We start from the raw sequence: 17,092 nt of genomic DNA, 5'->3' as shown, positions 1-17,092 counted from the left end.
GCACCGTTTTTTATGGGCTAGTGGCGAGTCCCGAGCAATTCGATTTCGAAGACCAGGGGGGTGTAGGGTGGGATCAATTCGCCCGCGCCGTCCGCGCCATAGGCTTGGGCCGAGGGAATAACCAGGCGCCATTTCGCGCCCACCGGCATCTGTTGCAATGCATTGCTCCAGCCACTGATCACGCTGTCCAGGCGAAACCATTGGGGTAGTGCGCTCTGATCGAACACGCTTCCATCGGGAAGTCGACCTACGTATTTCACCTGCACTTCATCAGTTGCCAACGGCTTGTTGCCGGTGCCCGGCGTCAACTCGGTGAGTAGGATGCCGTCCGCCAATTCGCGCACACCCTTTGCAGCTTTTTCCTTCGATAAAAATTGCTGTTCGGCAGCGAGTGCTTTTTCGCTCTGCGGCACTTGGGCGTCGGTGGCGTTCTGTGCCTCATGCTGAGCAAGAATTTGTTCGATGCGGGTGTCATCCAGTGCCAATGGTTTGCCTTGGTAGGCTTGTTTGAGACCGTCGACGAGGGCTTGGATCTGCAAGTCGGGCACCTCCTGGCGCAGACGCTCACCGAGGCTGGCGCCCAGGCTGTAGGCGAGGTCGTGCTGGTCTTGAGTAGCGGTTTTTGGCGGCGATTGCTCGCTCGCATCGGCGCTGAAAATCGCCAGGCCAAGCACTAGGAAAAGGTAACGCGACATGGGTGTTCTCCGCCGAAAGTGCGACGGATTATGCCAGCGTGAGTGGCTGAGCAGTGGGATGGTTTTCTGTTATATCGATAAGAATTTTCGTACGTTGCAACGCAACGCAAACGATACTGTCAACATGGCCTAGCGGCGGTAAGAGCAGAGGGCTAGTATGAGCCGCACCCACGTCAGCCAGGAGGTAAACCATGTCGGCCAAACAGAAGCCTGTAAATACCCCGTTGCACTTACTCCAACAATTGTCGGGCAGCTTGCTCGAACATCTGGAAAGCGCTTGTTCCCAGGCCTTGGCCGATGCAGAAAAACTGCTCGCCAAACTGGAAAAACAACGCGGCAAAGCGCAAGAAAAGCTGCACAAATCCCGCACCAAATTGCAAGACGCCGCCACTGCCGGCAAAGCCAAGGCACAAGCCAAGGCCAAAGATGCGGTTAACGAACTTGAGGACCTGCTGGACGCCCTCAAAGACCGTCAAGCCGAAACCCGCACCTACATTTCCCAGCTCAAAAAAGACGCTCAGGAAAGCCTGAAACTGGCCCAGGGCATTGGTCGTGTGAAAGAAGCCGTCACCAAGGCCCTTGGCGCGCGTACGCCGGCAAAAGCCGTCACCGCCAGCGCGGCCAAAAAGCCAGCGAGCAAAGCTGTTGCAGCGAAGGCGCCGGCTAAAATTGCCGCCAAGCCAGCGACTAAAACTGCTGCTGCCAAACCAGCCGCCAAGCCAGTTGCCAAAACTGCTGCTGCCAAACCAGCCGCCAAGCCAGTTGCCAAAACTGCTGCTGCCAAACCAGCCGCCAAGCCAGCTGCCAAAACTGCTGCTGCCAAACCAGCCGCCAAGCCAGCTGCCAAAACTGCTGCTGCCAAACCAGCCGCCAAGCCAGCTGCTAAAACTGCTGCTGCGAAACCAGCCGCCAAGCCAGCTGCCAAAACTGCTGCTGCGAAACCAGCCGCCAAGCCAGCTGCCAAAACTGCTGCTGCGAAACCAGCCGCCAAGCCAGCTGCCAAAACTGCTGCTGCGAAACCAGCCGCCAAGCCAGTTGCCAAAACCGCTGCTGCGAAACCAGCCGTCAAGCCAGCCGCTAAAACCGCTGCTGCGAAACCAGCCGCCAAGCCAGCCGCTAAAACCGCCGCTGCCAAACCAGCCACCAAGCCAGCTGCTAAAACCACTGCTGCCAAGCCAGCAACTCCTGCGGCACCTGCCGCTACTCCGGCAACGTCCTCCGCTCCAACCGCATCGGCCAGCAGCACCTCTGCACCGGTAGCGCCAAGCACCACCCCAACCAGCGCTTCCTAAGTGCGGGTGACCCCAACGCGCAGCTGCTGCAGCGCGTTGTGGTCAAGGTCGGCGGCTTCGCTTGCCAGGTCTTCAAGCCATTCGTATTGCCCTTTCCCCTCGTTGGTCGGCCATGTCTTCGCCAGCGCTTCCAGGCGTGTCAGTAATGCTCGCTCGGCCTCCAGTTCCAATGCTTTGACCTGACGCCGTAATTCAGCCAACTGCGCATCCTGCTGTGCCAGCGCCCGCCATTGCACGCGGACTTCGCGCAAGGGTTCGACGACACGCGTGCGCCATGGCCGCGCAAGCTGCTGCAGCGCCACCACGCGTTCGGGCAACCGCGCCACACCCCGTTGCTCCAGCCACGCACCACACAGCAACAGGCACACATCCGCGCCTTGCGCCTGCAACCGCAGGCAAGCAGCCTCAACGCCGGGGCGGGCGTAAGTCGAGAGGGCAAAGCTCCACAGGTCAGCGCACATATTCACACCCAAGCCAGCGGCCAACGAAGCTGGTAGACTCCGCCGCCATTATGATCCGACTTCAAAGCCTAACATTACAGCGTGGCCCGCAGCGTCTTCTTGAAGATGCCGAGCTGACCCTGCACGCCGGTCACAAAGCCGGCCTGATCGGTGCCAATGGCGCCGGCAAATCCACGTTGTTCGCCCTGTTGCTGGGTGAGCTGACCCCGGATTCCGGGGACTGCCTGCTGCCGGCCGACTGGCGCATCGCCCATATGCGCCAGGAGATCGACACCCTGGACCGCATCGCGATCGACTACGTGCTCGATGGCGACCTGCGCCTGCGCCAGGTGCAACACGACCTCGCCGCCGCAGAACAAGCCCAGGACGGCGCCGCCCAAGCCCGCCTGCATTCTGAGCTGGACAGCGCCGACGGCTACACCGCCGATGCCCGCGCCCGCAAGATGCTCGCCGGCCTGGGTTTCACCAATGAACAGATGGATCGCCCGGTCGCCGACTTCTCCGGCGGCTGGCGCATGCGCCTGAACCTGGCCCAGGCGCTGATGTGTCCCTCGGACCTGTTGCTGCTCGACGAGCCGACCAACCACTTGGACCTTGATGCGATCCTGTGGCTGGAAGACTTCCTCAAGAACTATCAGGGCACCCTGTTGCTGATTTCCCACGACCGGGATTTCCTCGACGCCGTGGTCGACAATATCGCCCATGTCGAACAGAAGAAAATCACGCTCTATCGGGGTGGCTACACCGCCTTCGAGCGCGCCCGTGCCGAACGCCTGGCCCAGCAGCAACAAGCTTTCGAGAAGCAGCAGGCGCAGCGCGCGCACATGGAAAGCTATATCGCCCGGTTTAAGGCCCAGGCCACCAAGGCGCGGCAGGCTCAGAGCCGGATCAAGGCGCTGGAGCGCATGGAAGAGCTGTCGGCGGCCCATGTCGATTCGCCGTTCGACTTCGTGTTCCGTGAGTCGGTGAAAATCTCCAGCCCCTTGCTCGATCTGTCGGATGCACGCCTGGGTTATGGCGACAAGACCATCCTCGAGAAGGTCAAGCTGCAGCTCACGCCTGGCGCGCGCATCGGTTTGCTGGGGCCTAACGGCGCGGGCAAGTCGACGCTGATCAAGAACCTGTCGGGCGAACTGGAGCCCTTGGCCGGCCGCCTGACCCGTGGCGAGAACACCGTGGTGGGCTACTTCGCCCAGCATCAACTGGACTCGCTGGATTCCAAGGCGAGCCCGCTGTTGCACCTGCAGCGCCTGGCGCCCACCGAGCGCGAACAGACCCTGCGTGATTTCCTCGGGGGTTTCGACTTCCGTGGCGCGCGTATCGATGAGCCGGTGCTGAATTTTTCCGGTGGCGAAAAGGCACGCCTGGCCCTGGCCCTGATCGCCTGGGACCGCCCGAACCTGCTGCTGCTCGATGAGCCGACCAACCACCTGGACCTGGAAATGCGCCTGGCGCTGACCATGGCCCTGCAGGAATTCAGTGGCGCGGTACTGGTGGTGTCTCACGATCGCCACCTGCTCAAAAGCACCACCGATAACTTCCTGCTGGTGGCCGACGGCAAGGTCGAGGAATTCGACGGCGACCTGGACGACTATGCGCGCTGGCTGACCGACTACCGTCTGCGCAATGCGCCGGCCAGTAACACACCGGTCAACCCGGACAAGACCGACAAGAAAGCCCAGCGCCAGGCTGCCGCCGCGCTGCGTCAGCAGTTGGCGCCGCACAAGCGCGAAGCCGACAAGCTGGAAGTCGAATTGGGCAAGGTGCATGAGCGCCTGGCCAAGATCGAAACCAGCCTGGGCGACAGCGCGGTGTATGAGGCCGCGCGCAAGGATGAACTGCGCGACCTGCTGGCCGAACAGGCCCGGCTCAAGGTGCGAGAAGGGCAACTGGAGGAATCCTGGATGGAAGCCCTCGAAGTGCTTGAAACCCTGCAAGCGGAGCTGGAGGCGCTGTCCTGATGGAAGCGTTGCAGCTGCCTTTGCCGGCGCAATGGATCGAGCCTGTGTGGATCGGCGTGCAAATCCTGCTGATCCTGCTGGCGGGTTATCTTGCCCAGCGGTTTGTCGCCAAAGGCCTGACCCGTCTGGGTGAGCGCTATCCGTTCCCGCCACAGTTGTTGATGCCGCTGCGCGGTGGCCTGCGCTGGCTGATCATGGGCAGCGCGCTGATCTTCGTGTTGGGCCGCCTGGGCGTATCCGCCACGGTGCTGTGGACGGCGCTGTCAGGGTTTGTGGCAGTGGCGGCGGTGGCGTTCTTCGCCATGTGGTCGGTTCTGTCCAACTTGCTGTGCGCCATCTTGATCTTCACCGTGGGGCCGTTTCGCCTCGGCGACATCGTCGAGTTGGTGGACACCGTCGACAAACCCGGTGTGAAAGGGCGCGTCGTGGCGATCAATCTGCTCTATACCACGCTGGTCGAGGTGGCAGAGGCCGGTACGGACAGCGCGATGGTACAAGTGCCCAACAGTCTGTTCTTCCAGCGCTCGGTGCGGCGTTGGCCCGGTACCCATGTGTTTCCTGGCGACCGCTAGAAATCACCGCCTGCAAAAATTGATAGCCAGCCTTTGGCCGGCAGCGTTAGCTTAAGGCACAACCGCAAACTCCTTTCCGAGGTGTGCAATGGCACTCGACACGTGGCTGGCCTTTTTCCTGGCCAGTTGGATCATCTCCCTTTCCCCCGGCGCGGGCGCCATCGCTTCGATGTCCAGCGGCCTGCAATACGGTTTCGTACGCGGTTACTGGAACGCCATTGGCCTGCAGCTGGGCCTGGCGATGCAGATTGCCGTGGTGGCGGGCGGCTTGGGTGCCATCCTGGCGACGTCCTCCACCGCGTTTTATGCGATCAAATGGTTTGGCGTGGCGTACCTGGTCTACCTGGCCATCAAGCAATGGCGCGCCTTGCCCATGGACATGACCGATGACGCCGCAGTACGCCCGATTGGCAAGCCGATGGCCATGATGTTTCGTGGTTTTCTGGTCAACGCCAGCAACCCGAAGGCGTTGGTGTTCATGCTCGCGGTATTGCCGCAGTTCGTGAATCCACAGGCGCCGTTGGCGGTCCAGTACCTGATCATTGGTGCAACGATGATCAGCGTCGATATGATCGTGATGGCCGGTTATACGGGGTTGGCCTCGAAAGTCCTGCGCCTGTTGCGCTCGCCTAAGCAGCAGAAGCGCGTGAACCGCACATTCGCCGGGTTGTTCGTCGGCGCCGCCGGTTTCCTCGCCAGCCTGCATCGCGCCACGGTGTAATTGACGAAACCGGATCAAAATGTGGGAGGGGGCTTGCTCCCGATGGCGGGGTACCAGTCAGCTCATCGCTAGCTGAACCACCGCCATCGGGAGCAAGCCCCCTCCCACATTGGTTTGTGGCAATGCCAAATAACACCTTGAGTCAAATCCGTTAAAGCTCAACAATAGTGTTACTTCGTATTTCCACTTGAGATTCATTCATGACTGCCCCCTTCCGTTTTCTCGCCTGGCTGATGCTGCCGGCGTTGATGTCGTGCAGCTTCAATCTGTTGGCCGCGACGGCCGAAGGCGCACCCCAGGCGTTGCATTTGCTTGACTACATTGGCGCTGACTATCCGCCCACGGTGGAGGCGGGCAAGGTGGTGGACGAATCGGAATTTCGCGAACAGGTGGAGTTCTTGGGCGTGTTGCAGGGGCTGGTTGCGCAACTGCCGGAAAAACCCGAACGCGTCGAGTTGATCAAGGGCGTCGATGAGTTGCTCGCGGCAGTCACCGCCCATGCAGACGGCGCAACCGTTGCTCACCAGGCCCGTCAGTTGGGCGCCAGGCTGGCGGTGGCGTATGAAGTCAGCCAGGCGCCGGCGATTACCCCCGACCCTACGCGCGGTGCGCCGCTGTATGCCCAGCATTGTTCGGTGTGCCACGGCACGGCCGGCGCTGGCGATGGCCCGGCAGGCATGGGCATGACCCCGCCGCCCGCTAACCTGCGCGATGCCACGCGCCTGGATCGCCTGAGCCTCTACGCGATCTATAACACCCTGGGCCTGGGTGTCGAAGGCACTGACATGCCGTCCTTTGCCGACCAGTTGGATGACCGCCAGCGCTGGGACCTCGCCGCCTACATCGCAGGTTTCACGGCTGACCCGGCTGCGGTCAACAGCGAACACACCTTCAACCTGGCCGACCTGGCACGCCAGACGCCCAACGAAGTACTGGCCGCTGACGGCCCGGCGGTGGCAGCGACCTTCCGCGCCCAACGCGCACAGCCGCCGCAGGTCAAGCGTGGCCCGGCACAGTTGCTCGACTACACCGCTGCCACCCTGGACAAAAGCCTGGCCGCGTTCCGTAACGGCGACCACGAGCAAGCCTATGACTTGTCGGTAGCCGCTTACCTGGAAGGTTTCGAGCTGGTGGAAAGCTCGCTGGATAACGTCGACGCCAACGTGCGCAAAGACACCGAGAAGGCGCTGATGGCCTACCGCCAGTCCTTGCAGGACGGGCTGCCGATCGAACAGGTGCAACAGCGCCTGGATGCAGCCAAGGGCAAGCTCAGCGAGTCCGCCGGCTTGCTCGGCGGCGATGGCTTGAGCTGGTCGTTGAGCTACATCTCCGGTTTGCTGATCCTGCTGCGCGAAGGCCTGGAAGCGATCCTGGTGCTGGCCGCGATCCTGGCCTTCCTGCGTAACACCGGCCAGCAGTCGGCGGTGCGCAGCGTCAACGTCGGCTGGGGCCTGGCGCTGTTGGCCGGCTTGGCTACCTGGGCGCTGGCGGCGTATGTGATTGATGTCAGCGGCGCCCAGCGTGAATTACTGGAAGGCTGCACGGCGCTGTTCGCCAGCGTGATGGTGCTGTGGCTGGGCGTATGGATGCACGACCGGCGCCACGCGGCGGCGTGGCAGGACTACATCAAGAGCAGCCTGGTGGGCGGTGGTGGGCGTTTCGGCTTTGCGCTGCTGGCCTTCTTCTCGGTGTACCGCGAGCTGTTCGAAGTGATCCTGTTCTACGAAACCCTGTGGCTGCAAGCCGGCCCGGCCGGGCACAACGCGGTGTTGGCGGGTGGTGCCACCGCATTGGTGCTGCTGGTGGGCCTGGCCTGGGTGATCCTGCGCGGTTCGGCGAAGCTGCCGTTGGCGCTGTTCTTCGGTATCAACGCCGCGCTGCTGTGCGCACTGTCGGTGGTGTTCGCCGGGCATGGCGTCAAAGCATTGCAGGAAGCGGGCGTCTTCGGCACGCGGCCGGTGGCGTTCTTTGACTTCGACTGGTTGGGCATCCACGCCGATGCGTATTCGTTGAGTGCGCAGGCCGTGGCGATCCTGGCGATTGTGGTGCTGTATGGCCGCAGTCGCCTGGCCGAGAAGCGGGTGGCGGCATAGTCATGCGGGTGTGGATCGATGCGGACGCCTGCCCGCGGGCGGCCAAGGATCAGGTGGTGAAGTTCGCCCTCAAGCGCCAGTTTGACGTGGTGCTGGTGGCCGGCCAGAGCCAGATCAAACCCAGCTTTGCCTGTGTGAAGCTGATCGTGGTGCCCAGTGGTCCTGATGCGGCCGATGACTACCTGGTAGAACATGCCATGCCGGGCGAGCTGGTGATCTGCAGCGATGTGCCCCTGGCCGACCGCCTGGTCAAGAAAGGGGTCACGGCCCTCGACCCGCGCGGCAAAGAGTTCAGCCCGGCAAACATGAGTGAGCGCCTGGCAGCGCGTAACCTGTTCACCGACTTGCGCGAGCAAGGCCAGATGGGCGGCGGGCCGCCGCCGCACAGCGAGAAGGACAAACAGGCGTTCGCCAACGCGCTGGACCGCCTGCTTACCCGTTTGATGAAGCCTGTGTAGGAGCGAGCTTGCTCGCGAAGAACGGCAACGAAAACGCGGGCACTCTGGATGAACGCGGCGCTCTCAGGTTCTTCGCGAGCAAGCTCGCTCCTACAGGAAGAGGGCGTTAGTCGTCTTCGTGGGTCAGTTCAAGCACCCGGTCCACGAGCTTGTTGATGCCCGACGCCACCTCGCTGATATTTTTGCCCAGCATATACGCCGGTGTACTCACCAACTTGCGTGCCTTGTCCTCGACGATATCTTCCACCGTGCATTCCTGGTGGGTGGCGCCCATTTTGTCCAAGGCCGCTGCGGTGTCGGTATCGTTGCCGATGGTGCAGATCACGCCCGGGCCGTAGATTTTTGCGGCCAGGGCCGGGGAAATGCAGATCAGCCCCACCGGCTTGCCCGCTTCGGCGAAGGCTTCCGCCAGCTCCAGCACCTGCGGATTGACGCTGCAGCCGGCGCCTTCCACTGCGAAATTCGACAGGTTCTTCGCCGCGCCAAACCCGCCCGGCACGATCAGCGCATCGAAGTCAGCCACGTTGGCCTCACGGATATCTTTCACCGCGCCTCGGGCGATGCGCGCTGACTCCACCAACACATTGCGCGATTCGGGCATTTCTTCGCCGGTAAGGTGGTTGATCACATGCAGTTGCGCAATATCTGGCGCAAAGCACTCAACCTGAGCGCCGCGCTGGTCCAGGCGCAGCAGGGTGATCACGCTTTCATGGATTTCTGCACCGTCGTACACGCCACAGCCGGAAAGGATCACTGCAATCTTTTTGCTCATGGGCATTTCTCCTGATTCATGGCGTTAAATGTCTACTAATTTGTAACCTGTTGCCAATGGGATCTCATGGGACTGCACTAATCTGATGTAACAAAAATAGACCGGACTAGCCCATGGACTTCGTGCCTTACGCGGTACCGTTTTTCATTGCCTTGATCGTGGTGGAGCTGCTGGCTGACCGTTGGCGCGGTGCGCGCAACTATCGAGTCGCCGACGCTATCAACAGTCTCAGCACCGGCGTGCTGTCTACCACCACCGGGTTGTTGACCAAGGGCGTAGGTTTGCTCACCTACGCATTCGCCCTCAAGCACCTGGCGCTGATTGAATGGTCGGCCCAGAGCGTGTGGACCTGGGTGCTCGCCTTTGTGTTCTACGACTTCTGCTACTACTGGCTGCATCGCCTGGGCCATGAGCGCAATATCCTGTGGGCTGCGCACTCAGTGCACCACCAGAGCGAGGACTACAACCTCACCACTGCGTTGCGTCAGACCAGTACCGGCTTTTTGTTGAGCTGGATCTTCTACCTGCCCCTGGCCGTGCTCGGTGTGCCGTTGGTGGTGTTCGTCAGTGTGGCTTCGCTCAACCTGCTGTATCAATTCTGGGTGCATACACGTCACGTGCCCAAGCTCGGCTGGTTCGAGGTGTTCTTCGTTACACCGTCCAATCATCGTGCCCACCACGCGCAGAACGCCCTCTACATGGATCGCAACTATGGCGGGGTGTTCATTTTTTGGGACCGCTTGTTCGGCACGTTCCAGGAAGAAGACGACAATGAACCGGTGATTTTCGGCGTGACCACGCCCCTGGCCAGTTGGAATCCGCTGTGGGCGAACCTGCAGTTTTATGCGCAGTTGTGGAGCGATGCCCGTCGTACTGAGAACCGCTGGGACAAGCTGCGCATCTGGTTCATGCGTACTGGCTGGCGACCCGCAGATGTAAAAGCCAGGTACCCGCTGGCCAAGCCGGACCTGGCCCGGTTCCGCAAATTCGAGGTGCCGCTGGATACGCGCCAGCAGGTGTACGTTGCCGTGCAGTTTGCGGTCTATGTGGGGTTTGGCAGTTATTTGATGAATTTCGCAGAAGGCCTGCCCACGGCGGCGCTGGTGCTGGGCTGGGGCGCCATGGCCCTGGGGCTGTTCACATTGGGAGTCGCACTGGAGAATCGCCCGTGGGCGCTGAAGGCAGAAGGGGTGCGCCTTGGGCTGAATCTGCCGTTGGTATGGCTGGCCCCGTGGGTCGCGCTATGGCCGGCCAGCACTCTGGGCTGGCTGGCGCTGCTGAGCTACAGCCTGCTCAGCGTGATCGGCCTCTACTGCTGCAGAAGCCGGGTTACTCGCCTGGCGTCTTAGGGGGTTCGACCGGGGCGGGTTCGGCAGCGAGCCGGGCCTTGGCTTCGGCACACGCCTCGCGGGCGATGCGGGCATTCTTGACGCGGCGTCGCAGCCACAGGCCCAAGCCCAGTACCAGCAAGGCGCCCAGCACCCACAGCTCGTATTTCTTGACACTGCCGAGCATGCCTTCGAGTACCGCGCCGAAATGATAGGCCGCAGCCCCTAGCGCAGCCGCCCATATCGCCGCACCGATACCGTTGAGGATCAAATACCGCAGAGGTGGGTAGCCGGACAGGCCAATCGCCACCGGCATCACCGTGCGCAAACCGTAGACGAACCGAAAGCTCAGCACCCAGATATCCGGATGCTTGCGGATATGTTCCAGCGCCTTGTCGCCCATCAATTGCCAGCGCGGTTTGCGCGCGAGCAATTTGCGGCCGTGCTTGCGCCCCATGTAGTACCACAGCTGGTCGCCGGCGTAGCTGCCGAAAAAGGCAACGACCACCACCAGGTTGATATCCATGTATCCACGGAACGCCAGGAAGCCTGCGAGCACGAGGATGGTCTCGCCTTCGAAGAACGTGCCGAGGAAGAGGGCAAAGTAGCCGAAGTCATGCAGAAATTGTTGAAGCATGGTCTAGGGTGCTGGCGAAATGAACGCGCAGCCTACGCCTTCACGAAGATTCATGAAAGTATCGAGATGTGTCACGAAGTGAACAATTCCTACGCAAATGCCGAATGCGACTTCAGGTCGCATCGATAAGCACAACTGTCATTCATTCGTCATAATGGCCGCTTATAACTGCACCGCCCGCCCGTAAACGCGGGCTCAGGAGTCTGTCGTGAGCTTTATCCCCGCCAACCGGCTATTTCCCGCCACACGTCTGCGCCGCAACCGCCGTGATGATTTTTCTCGCCGTCTGGTACGTGAAAATGTACTGACGACGAATGATATGATCCTGCCGGTATTCGTGCTGGACGGTGAAAATCGCCGGGAAGCGGTGGCCTTGATGCCGGGGGTGGAGCGCTTGAGCATTGACCTGCTGCTCGAAGAAGCCGCCCATTGGGTGGAACTGGGAATCTCGGCGCTGCCCAATTGCTTAGAGAGCAACCATAGCCCTCACAGGAACACTCGATGAATACCGAAGGACTTACAGAAGTTGCCGTAAAAGACGCTCATCCGGTGGTTGAACAAGTCACCGAGACCCCGCCGGAGCTTGAGCCTGCCCCGCCTGTGGTGGCCGCCGAAGCGCCGGCGCCGGCGCCAGTGGCCGTGGTTACCAACCTGGATGACAGCAGCCTGTACATCCACCGCGAGCTGTCCCAACTGCAATTCAACATTCGCGTGCTGGAACAGGCGCTGGATGAGTCCTATCCGTTGCTGGAGCGGCTCAAGTTCCTGTTGATCTTCTCGAGCAACCTGGACGAGTTCTTCGAGATCCGGGTCGCCGGCCTCAAGAAGCAGATCACCTTCGCCCGTGAGCAAGCCGGTGCCGACGGCCTGCAACCGCACCAGGCCCTGGCGCGCATCAGCGAGCTGGTGCACGGCCATGTGGACCGCCAATATGCGATCCTCAACGATATCCTGCTGCCGGAGCTGGAAAAACATCAGGTCCGCTTCATCCGTCGCCGGCACTGGACCACCAAGATCAAGACCTGGGTGCGCCGTTACTTCCGTGACGAGATTTCACCGATCATCACCCCGATCGGCCTCGACCCGACGCACCCGTTCCCGTTGCTGGTGAACAAGAGCCTGAACTTCATCGTCGAGCTCGAAGGCATCGACGCCTTCGGCCGCGACTCGGGCCTTGCGATCATTCCGGCGCCGCGCCTGTTGCCACGAATCATCAAGGTACCCGAAGAAGTAGGGGGCGCTGGCGATAATTATGTATTCCTGTCGTCGATGATCCATGCGCACGCCGATGACCTGTTCCAGGGCATGAAGGTCAAGGGCTGCTACCAGTTCCGCCTGACCCGTAACGCCGACCTGGCGCTGGACTCCGAAGACGTCGAAGACTTGGCCCGTGCCCTGCGCGGTGAGCTGTTTTCGCGGCGCTACGGCGATGCGGTGCGCCTGGAAGTGGCGGATACCTGCCCGAAACACTTGTCGGATTACCTGCTCAAGCAGTTCAACCTGGCCGAATCCGAGTTGTACCAGGTCAATGGCCCGGTGAACCTGACGCGCCTGTTCAGCATCACCGGCCTGGACAGCCACCCGGAGCTGCAATACAAGCCGTTTACACCGCAAATCCCGAAACTGCTGCAAAACAGCGAGAACATCTTCAGCGTGGTGAGCAAGCAGGACATTCTGCTGTTGCACCCCTTCGAGTCGTTCACCCCGGTGGTCGACCTGTTGCGCCAGGCCGCCAAGGACCCGCACGTCCTGGCTGTGCGCCAGACGCTGTATCGCTCCGGCGCCAACTCGGAAATCGTCGATGCCCTGGTCGACGCTGCGCGTAACGGCAAGGAAGTCACGGCGGTCATTGAGCTGCGAGCGCGCTTCGATGAGGAATCCAACCTGCAACTGGCCAGCCGCTTGCAAGCAGCCGGTGCGGTAGTGATCTATGGCGTGGTCGGCTTCAAGACCCACGCCAAGATGATGTTGATCCTGCGCCGCGAAGCCGGTGAAATCGTGCGTTACGCCCATTTGGGCACCGGCAACTACCACGCCGGCAACGCGAAGCTCTATACCGACTACAGCCTGCTGACGTCCGACGACGCCCTGTGCGAGGACGTCGGCAAGTTGTTCAGCCAGCTCATCGGCATGGGCAAGACCTTGCGCATGAAGAAGCTGCTGCACGCGCCGTTCACCCTGAAGAAGGGCATGCTCGACATGATTGCCCGCGAGACCCAGTTCGCCCTCGAGGGCAAGCCGGCGCACATCATCGCCAAATTCAACTCGCTGACCGATCCGAAGATCATCCGCGCGCTGTACAAGGCCAGCCAGTCGGGCGTGCGCATCGACCTGGTGGTCCGTGGCATGTGCTGCCTGCGCCCGGGCATTGTCGGCGTCTCGCATAACATCCATGTGCGCTCGATCATCGGCCGCTTCCTGGAGCACACGCGGGTGTTCTATTTCCTCAACGGTGGCGAAGAGCAGATGTTCCTCTCCAGCGCCGACTGGATGGAGCGCAACCTCGACAAGCGCGTGGAGACCTGCTTCCCGGTGGAGGGCAAGAAGCTGATCATGCGGGTCAAGAAGGAGCTGGAAAGCTACCTGACCGACAACACCCACAGCTGGAGCCTGCAGTCGGATGGGCGGTATGTGCGCAACACACCGACCGGGAACCAGAACCCGCGCAGTGCGCAGGCCACGTTGCTGGAGAAGCTGGGCAGCCCGATCCTGACGGTGAATTAAGCAAGGTTCGCTGCGATCCAATGTGGGAGGGGGCTTGCCCCCGATGGCCATGGGTATCTACACAACTTTGGCGTAGCCCTGAACCTGTGGCGAGGGAGCTTGCTCCCGTGGCGACCTGGCGGCCTATAGCTATCTGACTGATGCCGCGCGATCCAAATGTGGGAGGGGGCTTGCTCCCGATGGCGGCCTGACAGCCGACCAGGATGTTGGATCAGAGCGAGTACATATCCGTTGCTGCGGTAACGGCGGCTTAGGGTTCCGCCCTTACGGCGTCTCACTTTTGAAAAGCGCAAAAGTAAGCAAAACGCTCTTGCCCCACCACTCGGCACCTCGCCTAGGCTCGGTGTGCCCGTAATCCGACATTGATTTGGGGGGCCGCCGCCACGCGCCATCCATGGCGCGGGGCGGCTAAACCGGCATCCCTGCCGGTTTACCCCCCAAATCAATATCGAATTCCGGCCAGCGTGGTTTAACGGGGCGCCTAGATCAAAAGCAAAATCAAGAGCGACTCGCTTCGCATCGTGGTTAGCGTAGGCTGCTGCCACACAGTTGTGTAGATACCTATGCACCGATGGCGGTGTCTCAGTCAAAGTATCAAGTGACTGACACACCGCATCGGGAGCAAGCCCCCTCCCACATTTGTTTTGTGGTGTTCTTTAATGCAGGTTCAGGCTGAACCCCACCCGCGTCAGCCACTCCGCTTCCTGGGCGAAGTCCGCCTGGGTCAGCTGGTTTTCATCCAGCCAGCCTTTGGGGAACATCACTTCCAGGCTGTCGCCGTCGGCGCGCAGCTTCACCTGGGGCATTTCCTGGGTGCCACGGATGTGGTGGAACAGGATGGCAAAGCGCAACAGCGCGCACAGGCGAATCAGCTTGATGCCGTCTTTGCCGAACTCGGCAAATTTGTCCCTGGGAATATTACGGCGGTGGCCGCGCACCAACAGCGCGAGCATCTGTTGGTCTTCCCGTGAGAACCCGGCCAGGTCCGAGTGTTCGATCAGGTAGGCGCCGTGCTTGTGGTAATGGTAATGGGCGATGTCCAGGCCCACCTCGTGCACCTTGGCGGCCCAGCCCAGCAGTTCACGCCATACGCCGTTTTGCAGGTCCCAGTCATCGGCCACCTGGTCGAAGGCGTGCAGGGCTTTGCGCTCTACGCGCGCCGCTTGCTCCACGTCTACGTGGTAACGCTCCATCAACGAGCTGAGGGTGCGCTCACGCACATCTTCATGGTGATGGCGACCGAGCAGGTCATAGAGCACACCTTCGCGCAGGGCGCCGTCACAGTGGTCCATGCGTTGCAGTTCGAGGGCGTCGAAAATGGCTTCAAGAATCGCCAGGCCGGCGGGGAAGATGGCGCGGCGGTCAGGCTTGATGCCGTCGAAGTCGATCTTCTCGGCATCCCCCAGCTTGAACAGCTTGCGCTTGAGCCACGCCAGGCCTTCGGCATTCACCTCGCCGGTGCCATGGCCGCCGGCCTTGAGCGCCAGGCCGATGGCACGGATGGTGCCGGAAGAGCCGATGGCTTCATCCCAGCTCAGGCGGTGCAGGGCGTGTTCGATGCTCATGATCTCCAGCCGCGCCGCCGTGTAGGCCTGGGCATAGCGCGCCGGGGTGATCTTGCCGTCCTTGAAATAACGCTGCGTGTAGCTGACGCAGCCCATCTGCAGGCTTTCGCGCAGCAGGGGTTCGAAACGCTGGCCGATGATGAATTCGGTGCTGCCACCGCCAATGTCCGCCACCAGGCGTTTGCCCGGGGTGTCAGCCAGCGTATGGGAGACCCCGAGGTAGATCAGGCGTGCTTCCTCGCGACCGGAAATAACCTCTACCGGATGCCCGAGGATTTCCTCGGCGCGATGGATGAATTCGTTGCGGTTACGGGCTTCACGCAAGGCGTTGGTGCCCACTATTCGTACAGCGCCAGGCGGCATGCCGTTGATCAGTTGCGCAAAGCGCTTGAGGCAGTCGAGGCCGCGCTGCATGGACTCTTCATTGAGCTGGCGTTCGTCGTTGATCCCGGCAGCCAGTTGCACTTTCTCGCCGAGCCGCTCAAGGATGCGGATTTCACCGTTCTGGGCCTTGGCCACGACCATGTGAAAGCTGTTGGAGCCCAGGTCGATGGCAGCGATCAGGGACAGGTTCTTGGCTTGGGATTGCGGCATGGTTTGGGGTCTCGGTCGATAACCTTGCCATCGTGCCACGATCGACCGCTGGAGCCAACGCGTTGTGCTTCGGTAATTTTTCTGCGGCTGTCTGTGGGGGTAATTTGTGAGATATGTAGGATGTCATCGAATGACAAGCAGGGGAGTAGTGAATTAATTTTGTAGGAGTTTTAACTTCGCCTCGTAGTAAAGCCGCGTTTTGATTTTCCCTACAGGACGCGTTTGATTATGTCATCGGGTATTTTGTTTTAGCCTACTTTTAAATTGGGTTTAAATGACCAGCAGGTTTTACAGTTCTCACATTAACCCAGGCGTTATCTGATTCTTTAATGAAGCACCCAGGCGACACACTGTCACCCGGCAATTTTGCCTTGGTGTTATTTATGTGTCGTTGTCGACATCCAGGAAGATAAACCGTTTGGCGATGGAACCGCCAAGACGAATGTAGAGAGCACCTGATAACTTTCAAGTGACAGGTCGAATATGAAAAAAATTGTTGGATTGACCCTGGGTCTCGTTTGCCTGGCGGCAAACATTGGCGCACATGCTGCCACCAGCGCAGAACTGATCGTCAGGGGGGTCATCAAGCCCGCCGCCTGTAACCTCAGTATGAGCGGCGGTGGCATTATCAACTACGGCGATATTCCTTCGGGCCAACTGTCCCAGACGGCGTTTAACGCGCTCACCGAGAAAACCACGCCTATCACCGTCAGCTGTGGCAATACGCCTGTCCAGTTCGGGCTCAAATTTGTCGACCTGCAGGCCGGCAGCAAGGTAACGGGCATCCTCACTGCGCTCGGGGGTGGTTACACCGAGGCGAACAACTTTGGGTTGGGGACTGTGGCCGGCCGGAGAACGGGTGGCTTTGCCGTTACCCTCAGGGACCTGCGCTCGCCGACCGCAACACTGTTTCCGATCATGCGAATCAGCGCCGGCGCCTGGCAGAACAGTGATGGCAAAGTCGCACAAGCGCCTAGCCAATATTCCTGGCGCAGCAGCACGGCCGCCACACCTGCCTCTATCAACCAGTTGACCGGGACGATTGCTGTGCGCGCGGTGATCAATAAAGGCCAGGACCTGGACCTGAGTCGTGACGTTACCCTTGATGGGCGCGCAACACTTGAGTTGAGTTACATCTAAGCGACATAACAACAGTCGATCAAGAAACATGTGTTTCTGGTCGGCTGTTTTATAAGCGCGCACGACGCTCAATAGTCAA

Annotated in this window: 14 protein-coding genes and 1 pseudogene; 10 read left to right on the top strand and 5 right to left on the bottom strand. The window is 60.7% G+C overall.

Features of this window, described 5'->3' with window-relative positions; genetic code table 11:
• Positions 1–17: 17 nt before the first annotated feature.
• Positions 18–695 carry an FKBP-type peptidyl-prolyl cis-trans isomerase gene (locus C4J84_RS25160; RefSeq protein ID WP_124436253.1) on the bottom strand — a complete coding sequence of 226 codons (678 nt, stop codon included), beginning with the start codon at positions 693–695 and terminating at the stop codon, positions 18–20.
• A 191-nt stretch (positions 696–886) separates the two neighbouring features.
• Here C4J84_RS25160 and C4J84_RS25155 point away from each other — a divergent pair, with 191 nt between their 5' ends.
• Complete coding sequence (locus C4J84_RS25155; protein WP_124436252.1) at positions 887–1,987, top strand: AlgP family protein; 1,101 nt, start codon at positions 887–889, stop codon at positions 1,985–1,987.
• Here the strand turns inward: C4J84_RS25155 and C4J84_RS25150 are convergent.
• On the bottom strand, positions 1,984–2,448 hold the full coding sequence (locus C4J84_RS25150; RefSeq protein ID WP_177412760.1) for a TIGR02444 family protein: 465 nt from the start codon (positions 2,446–2,448) through the stop codon (positions 1,984–1,986). The two genes, C4J84_RS25155 and C4J84_RS25150, sit on opposite strands and share 4 nt — an antisense overlap.
• A 50-nt stretch (positions 2,449–2,498) precedes the next feature.
• Between C4J84_RS25150 and C4J84_RS25145 the strand changes: the two genes are divergently transcribed.
• The 5 genes from C4J84_RS25145 (at position 2,499) to C4J84_RS25125 (ending at position 8,253) form a co-directional block, all read left to right on the top strand.
• On the top strand, positions 2,499–4,409 hold the full coding sequence (locus tag C4J84_RS25145) for an ATP-binding cassette domain-containing protein (RefSeq protein WP_124368784.1): 1,911 nt from the start codon (positions 2,499–2,501) through the stop codon (positions 4,407–4,409).
• Positions 4,409–4,981: a mechanosensitive ion channel family protein gene (locus C4J84_RS25140; protein ID WP_015886482.1), complete on the top strand. Its 573-nt coding sequence runs from the start codon at positions 4,409–4,411 to the stop codon at positions 4,979–4,981. Before C4J84_RS25145 ends, C4J84_RS25140 begins: the two co-directional genes overlap by 1 nt.
• Before the next feature lie 88 nt (positions 4,982–5,069).
• Positions 5,070–5,702 carry a LysE family transporter gene (locus tag C4J84_RS25135; protein WP_124368783.1) on the top strand — a complete coding sequence of 211 codons (633 nt, stop codon included), beginning with the start codon at positions 5,070–5,072 and terminating at the stop codon, positions 5,700–5,702.
• Between the two features lie 200 nt (positions 5,703–5,902).
• Positions 5,903–7,795, top strand: coding sequence for a cytochrome c/FTR1 family iron permease (locus C4J84_RS25130; protein WP_124436251.1), 1,893 nt, complete (start codon positions 5,903–5,905; stop codon positions 7,793–7,795).
• A gap of 2 nt (positions 7,796–7,797) precedes the next feature.
• Entirely contained in the window at positions 7,798–8,253 is a 456-nt protein-coding gene (locus tag C4J84_RS25125; RefSeq protein WP_124430757.1) for a YaiI/YqxD family protein, read from the top strand.
• A 106-nt stretch (positions 8,254–8,359) separates the two neighbouring features.
• On the opposite strand, the gene elbB is transcribed toward C4J84_RS25125, so the two are convergent.
• Positions 8,360–9,025 carry an isoprenoid biosynthesis glyoxalase ElbB gene (elbB, locus tag C4J84_RS25120; RefSeq protein WP_124364922.1) on the bottom strand — a complete coding sequence of 222 codons (666 nt, stop codon included), beginning with the start codon at positions 9,023–9,025 and terminating at the stop codon, positions 8,360–8,362.
• A 113-nt stretch (positions 9,026–9,138) separates the two neighbouring features.
• Here elbB and C4J84_RS25115 point away from each other — a divergent pair, with 113 nt between their 5' ends.
• The gene (locus C4J84_RS25115; protein WP_124430755.1) at positions 9,139–10,374 is read left to right on the top strand and encodes a sterol desaturase family protein; all 1,236 of its coding nucleotides are present in this window, start codon (positions 9,139–9,141) and stop codon (positions 10,372–10,374) included.
• Here C4J84_RS25115 and C4J84_RS25110 read toward each other — a convergent pair.
• Positions 10,355–10,990: a DedA family protein gene (locus tag C4J84_RS25110; RefSeq protein ID WP_124364920.1), complete on the bottom strand. Its 636-nt coding sequence runs from the start codon at positions 10,988–10,990 to the stop codon at positions 10,355–10,357. The two genes, C4J84_RS25115 and C4J84_RS25110, sit on opposite strands and share 20 nt — an antisense overlap.
• 208 nt (positions 10,991–11,198) lie before the next feature.
• On the opposite strand from C4J84_RS25110, the pseudogene C4J84_RS25105 reads away from it, so the two are divergent.
• Together C4J84_RS25105 and ppk1 are read left to right on the top strand one after the other, a co-directional pair.
• A pseudogene (locus tag C4J84_RS25105) lies at positions 11,199–11,447 on the top strand (porphobilinogen synthase); the annotation flags it as partial.
• Between the two features lie 44 nt (positions 11,448–11,491).
• Entirely contained in the window at positions 11,492–13,714 is a 2,223-nt protein-coding gene (ppk1, locus tag C4J84_RS25100) for a polyphosphate kinase 1 (RefSeq protein WP_124372247.1), read from the top strand.
• A gap of 656 nt (positions 13,715–14,370) precedes the next feature.
• Here ppk1 and ppx read toward each other — a convergent pair.
• The gene (gene ppx, locus C4J84_RS25095; RefSeq protein ID WP_124364918.1) at positions 14,371–15,873 is read right to left on the bottom strand and encodes an exopolyphosphatase; all 1,503 of its coding nucleotides are present in this window, start codon (positions 15,871–15,873) and stop codon (positions 14,371–14,373) included.
• 483 nt (positions 15,874–16,356) lie between these two features.
• Between ppx and C4J84_RS25090 the strand changes: the two genes are divergently transcribed.
• The gene (locus C4J84_RS25090) at positions 16,357–17,013 is read left to right on the top strand and encodes a DUF1120 domain-containing protein (protein WP_124368777.1); all 657 of its coding nucleotides are present in this window, start codon (positions 16,357–16,359) and stop codon (positions 17,011–17,013) included.
• Positions 17,014–17,092 lie beyond the last annotated feature (79 nt).

It is taken from the genome of Pseudomonas sp. R11-23-07 (assembly GCF_003852295.1).
Taxonomy (GTDB): domain Bacteria; phylum Pseudomonadota; class Gammaproteobacteria; order Pseudomonadales; family Pseudomonadaceae; genus Aquipseudomonas.
This window is presented reverse-complemented; position numbering and strand designations above follow the sequence as displayed.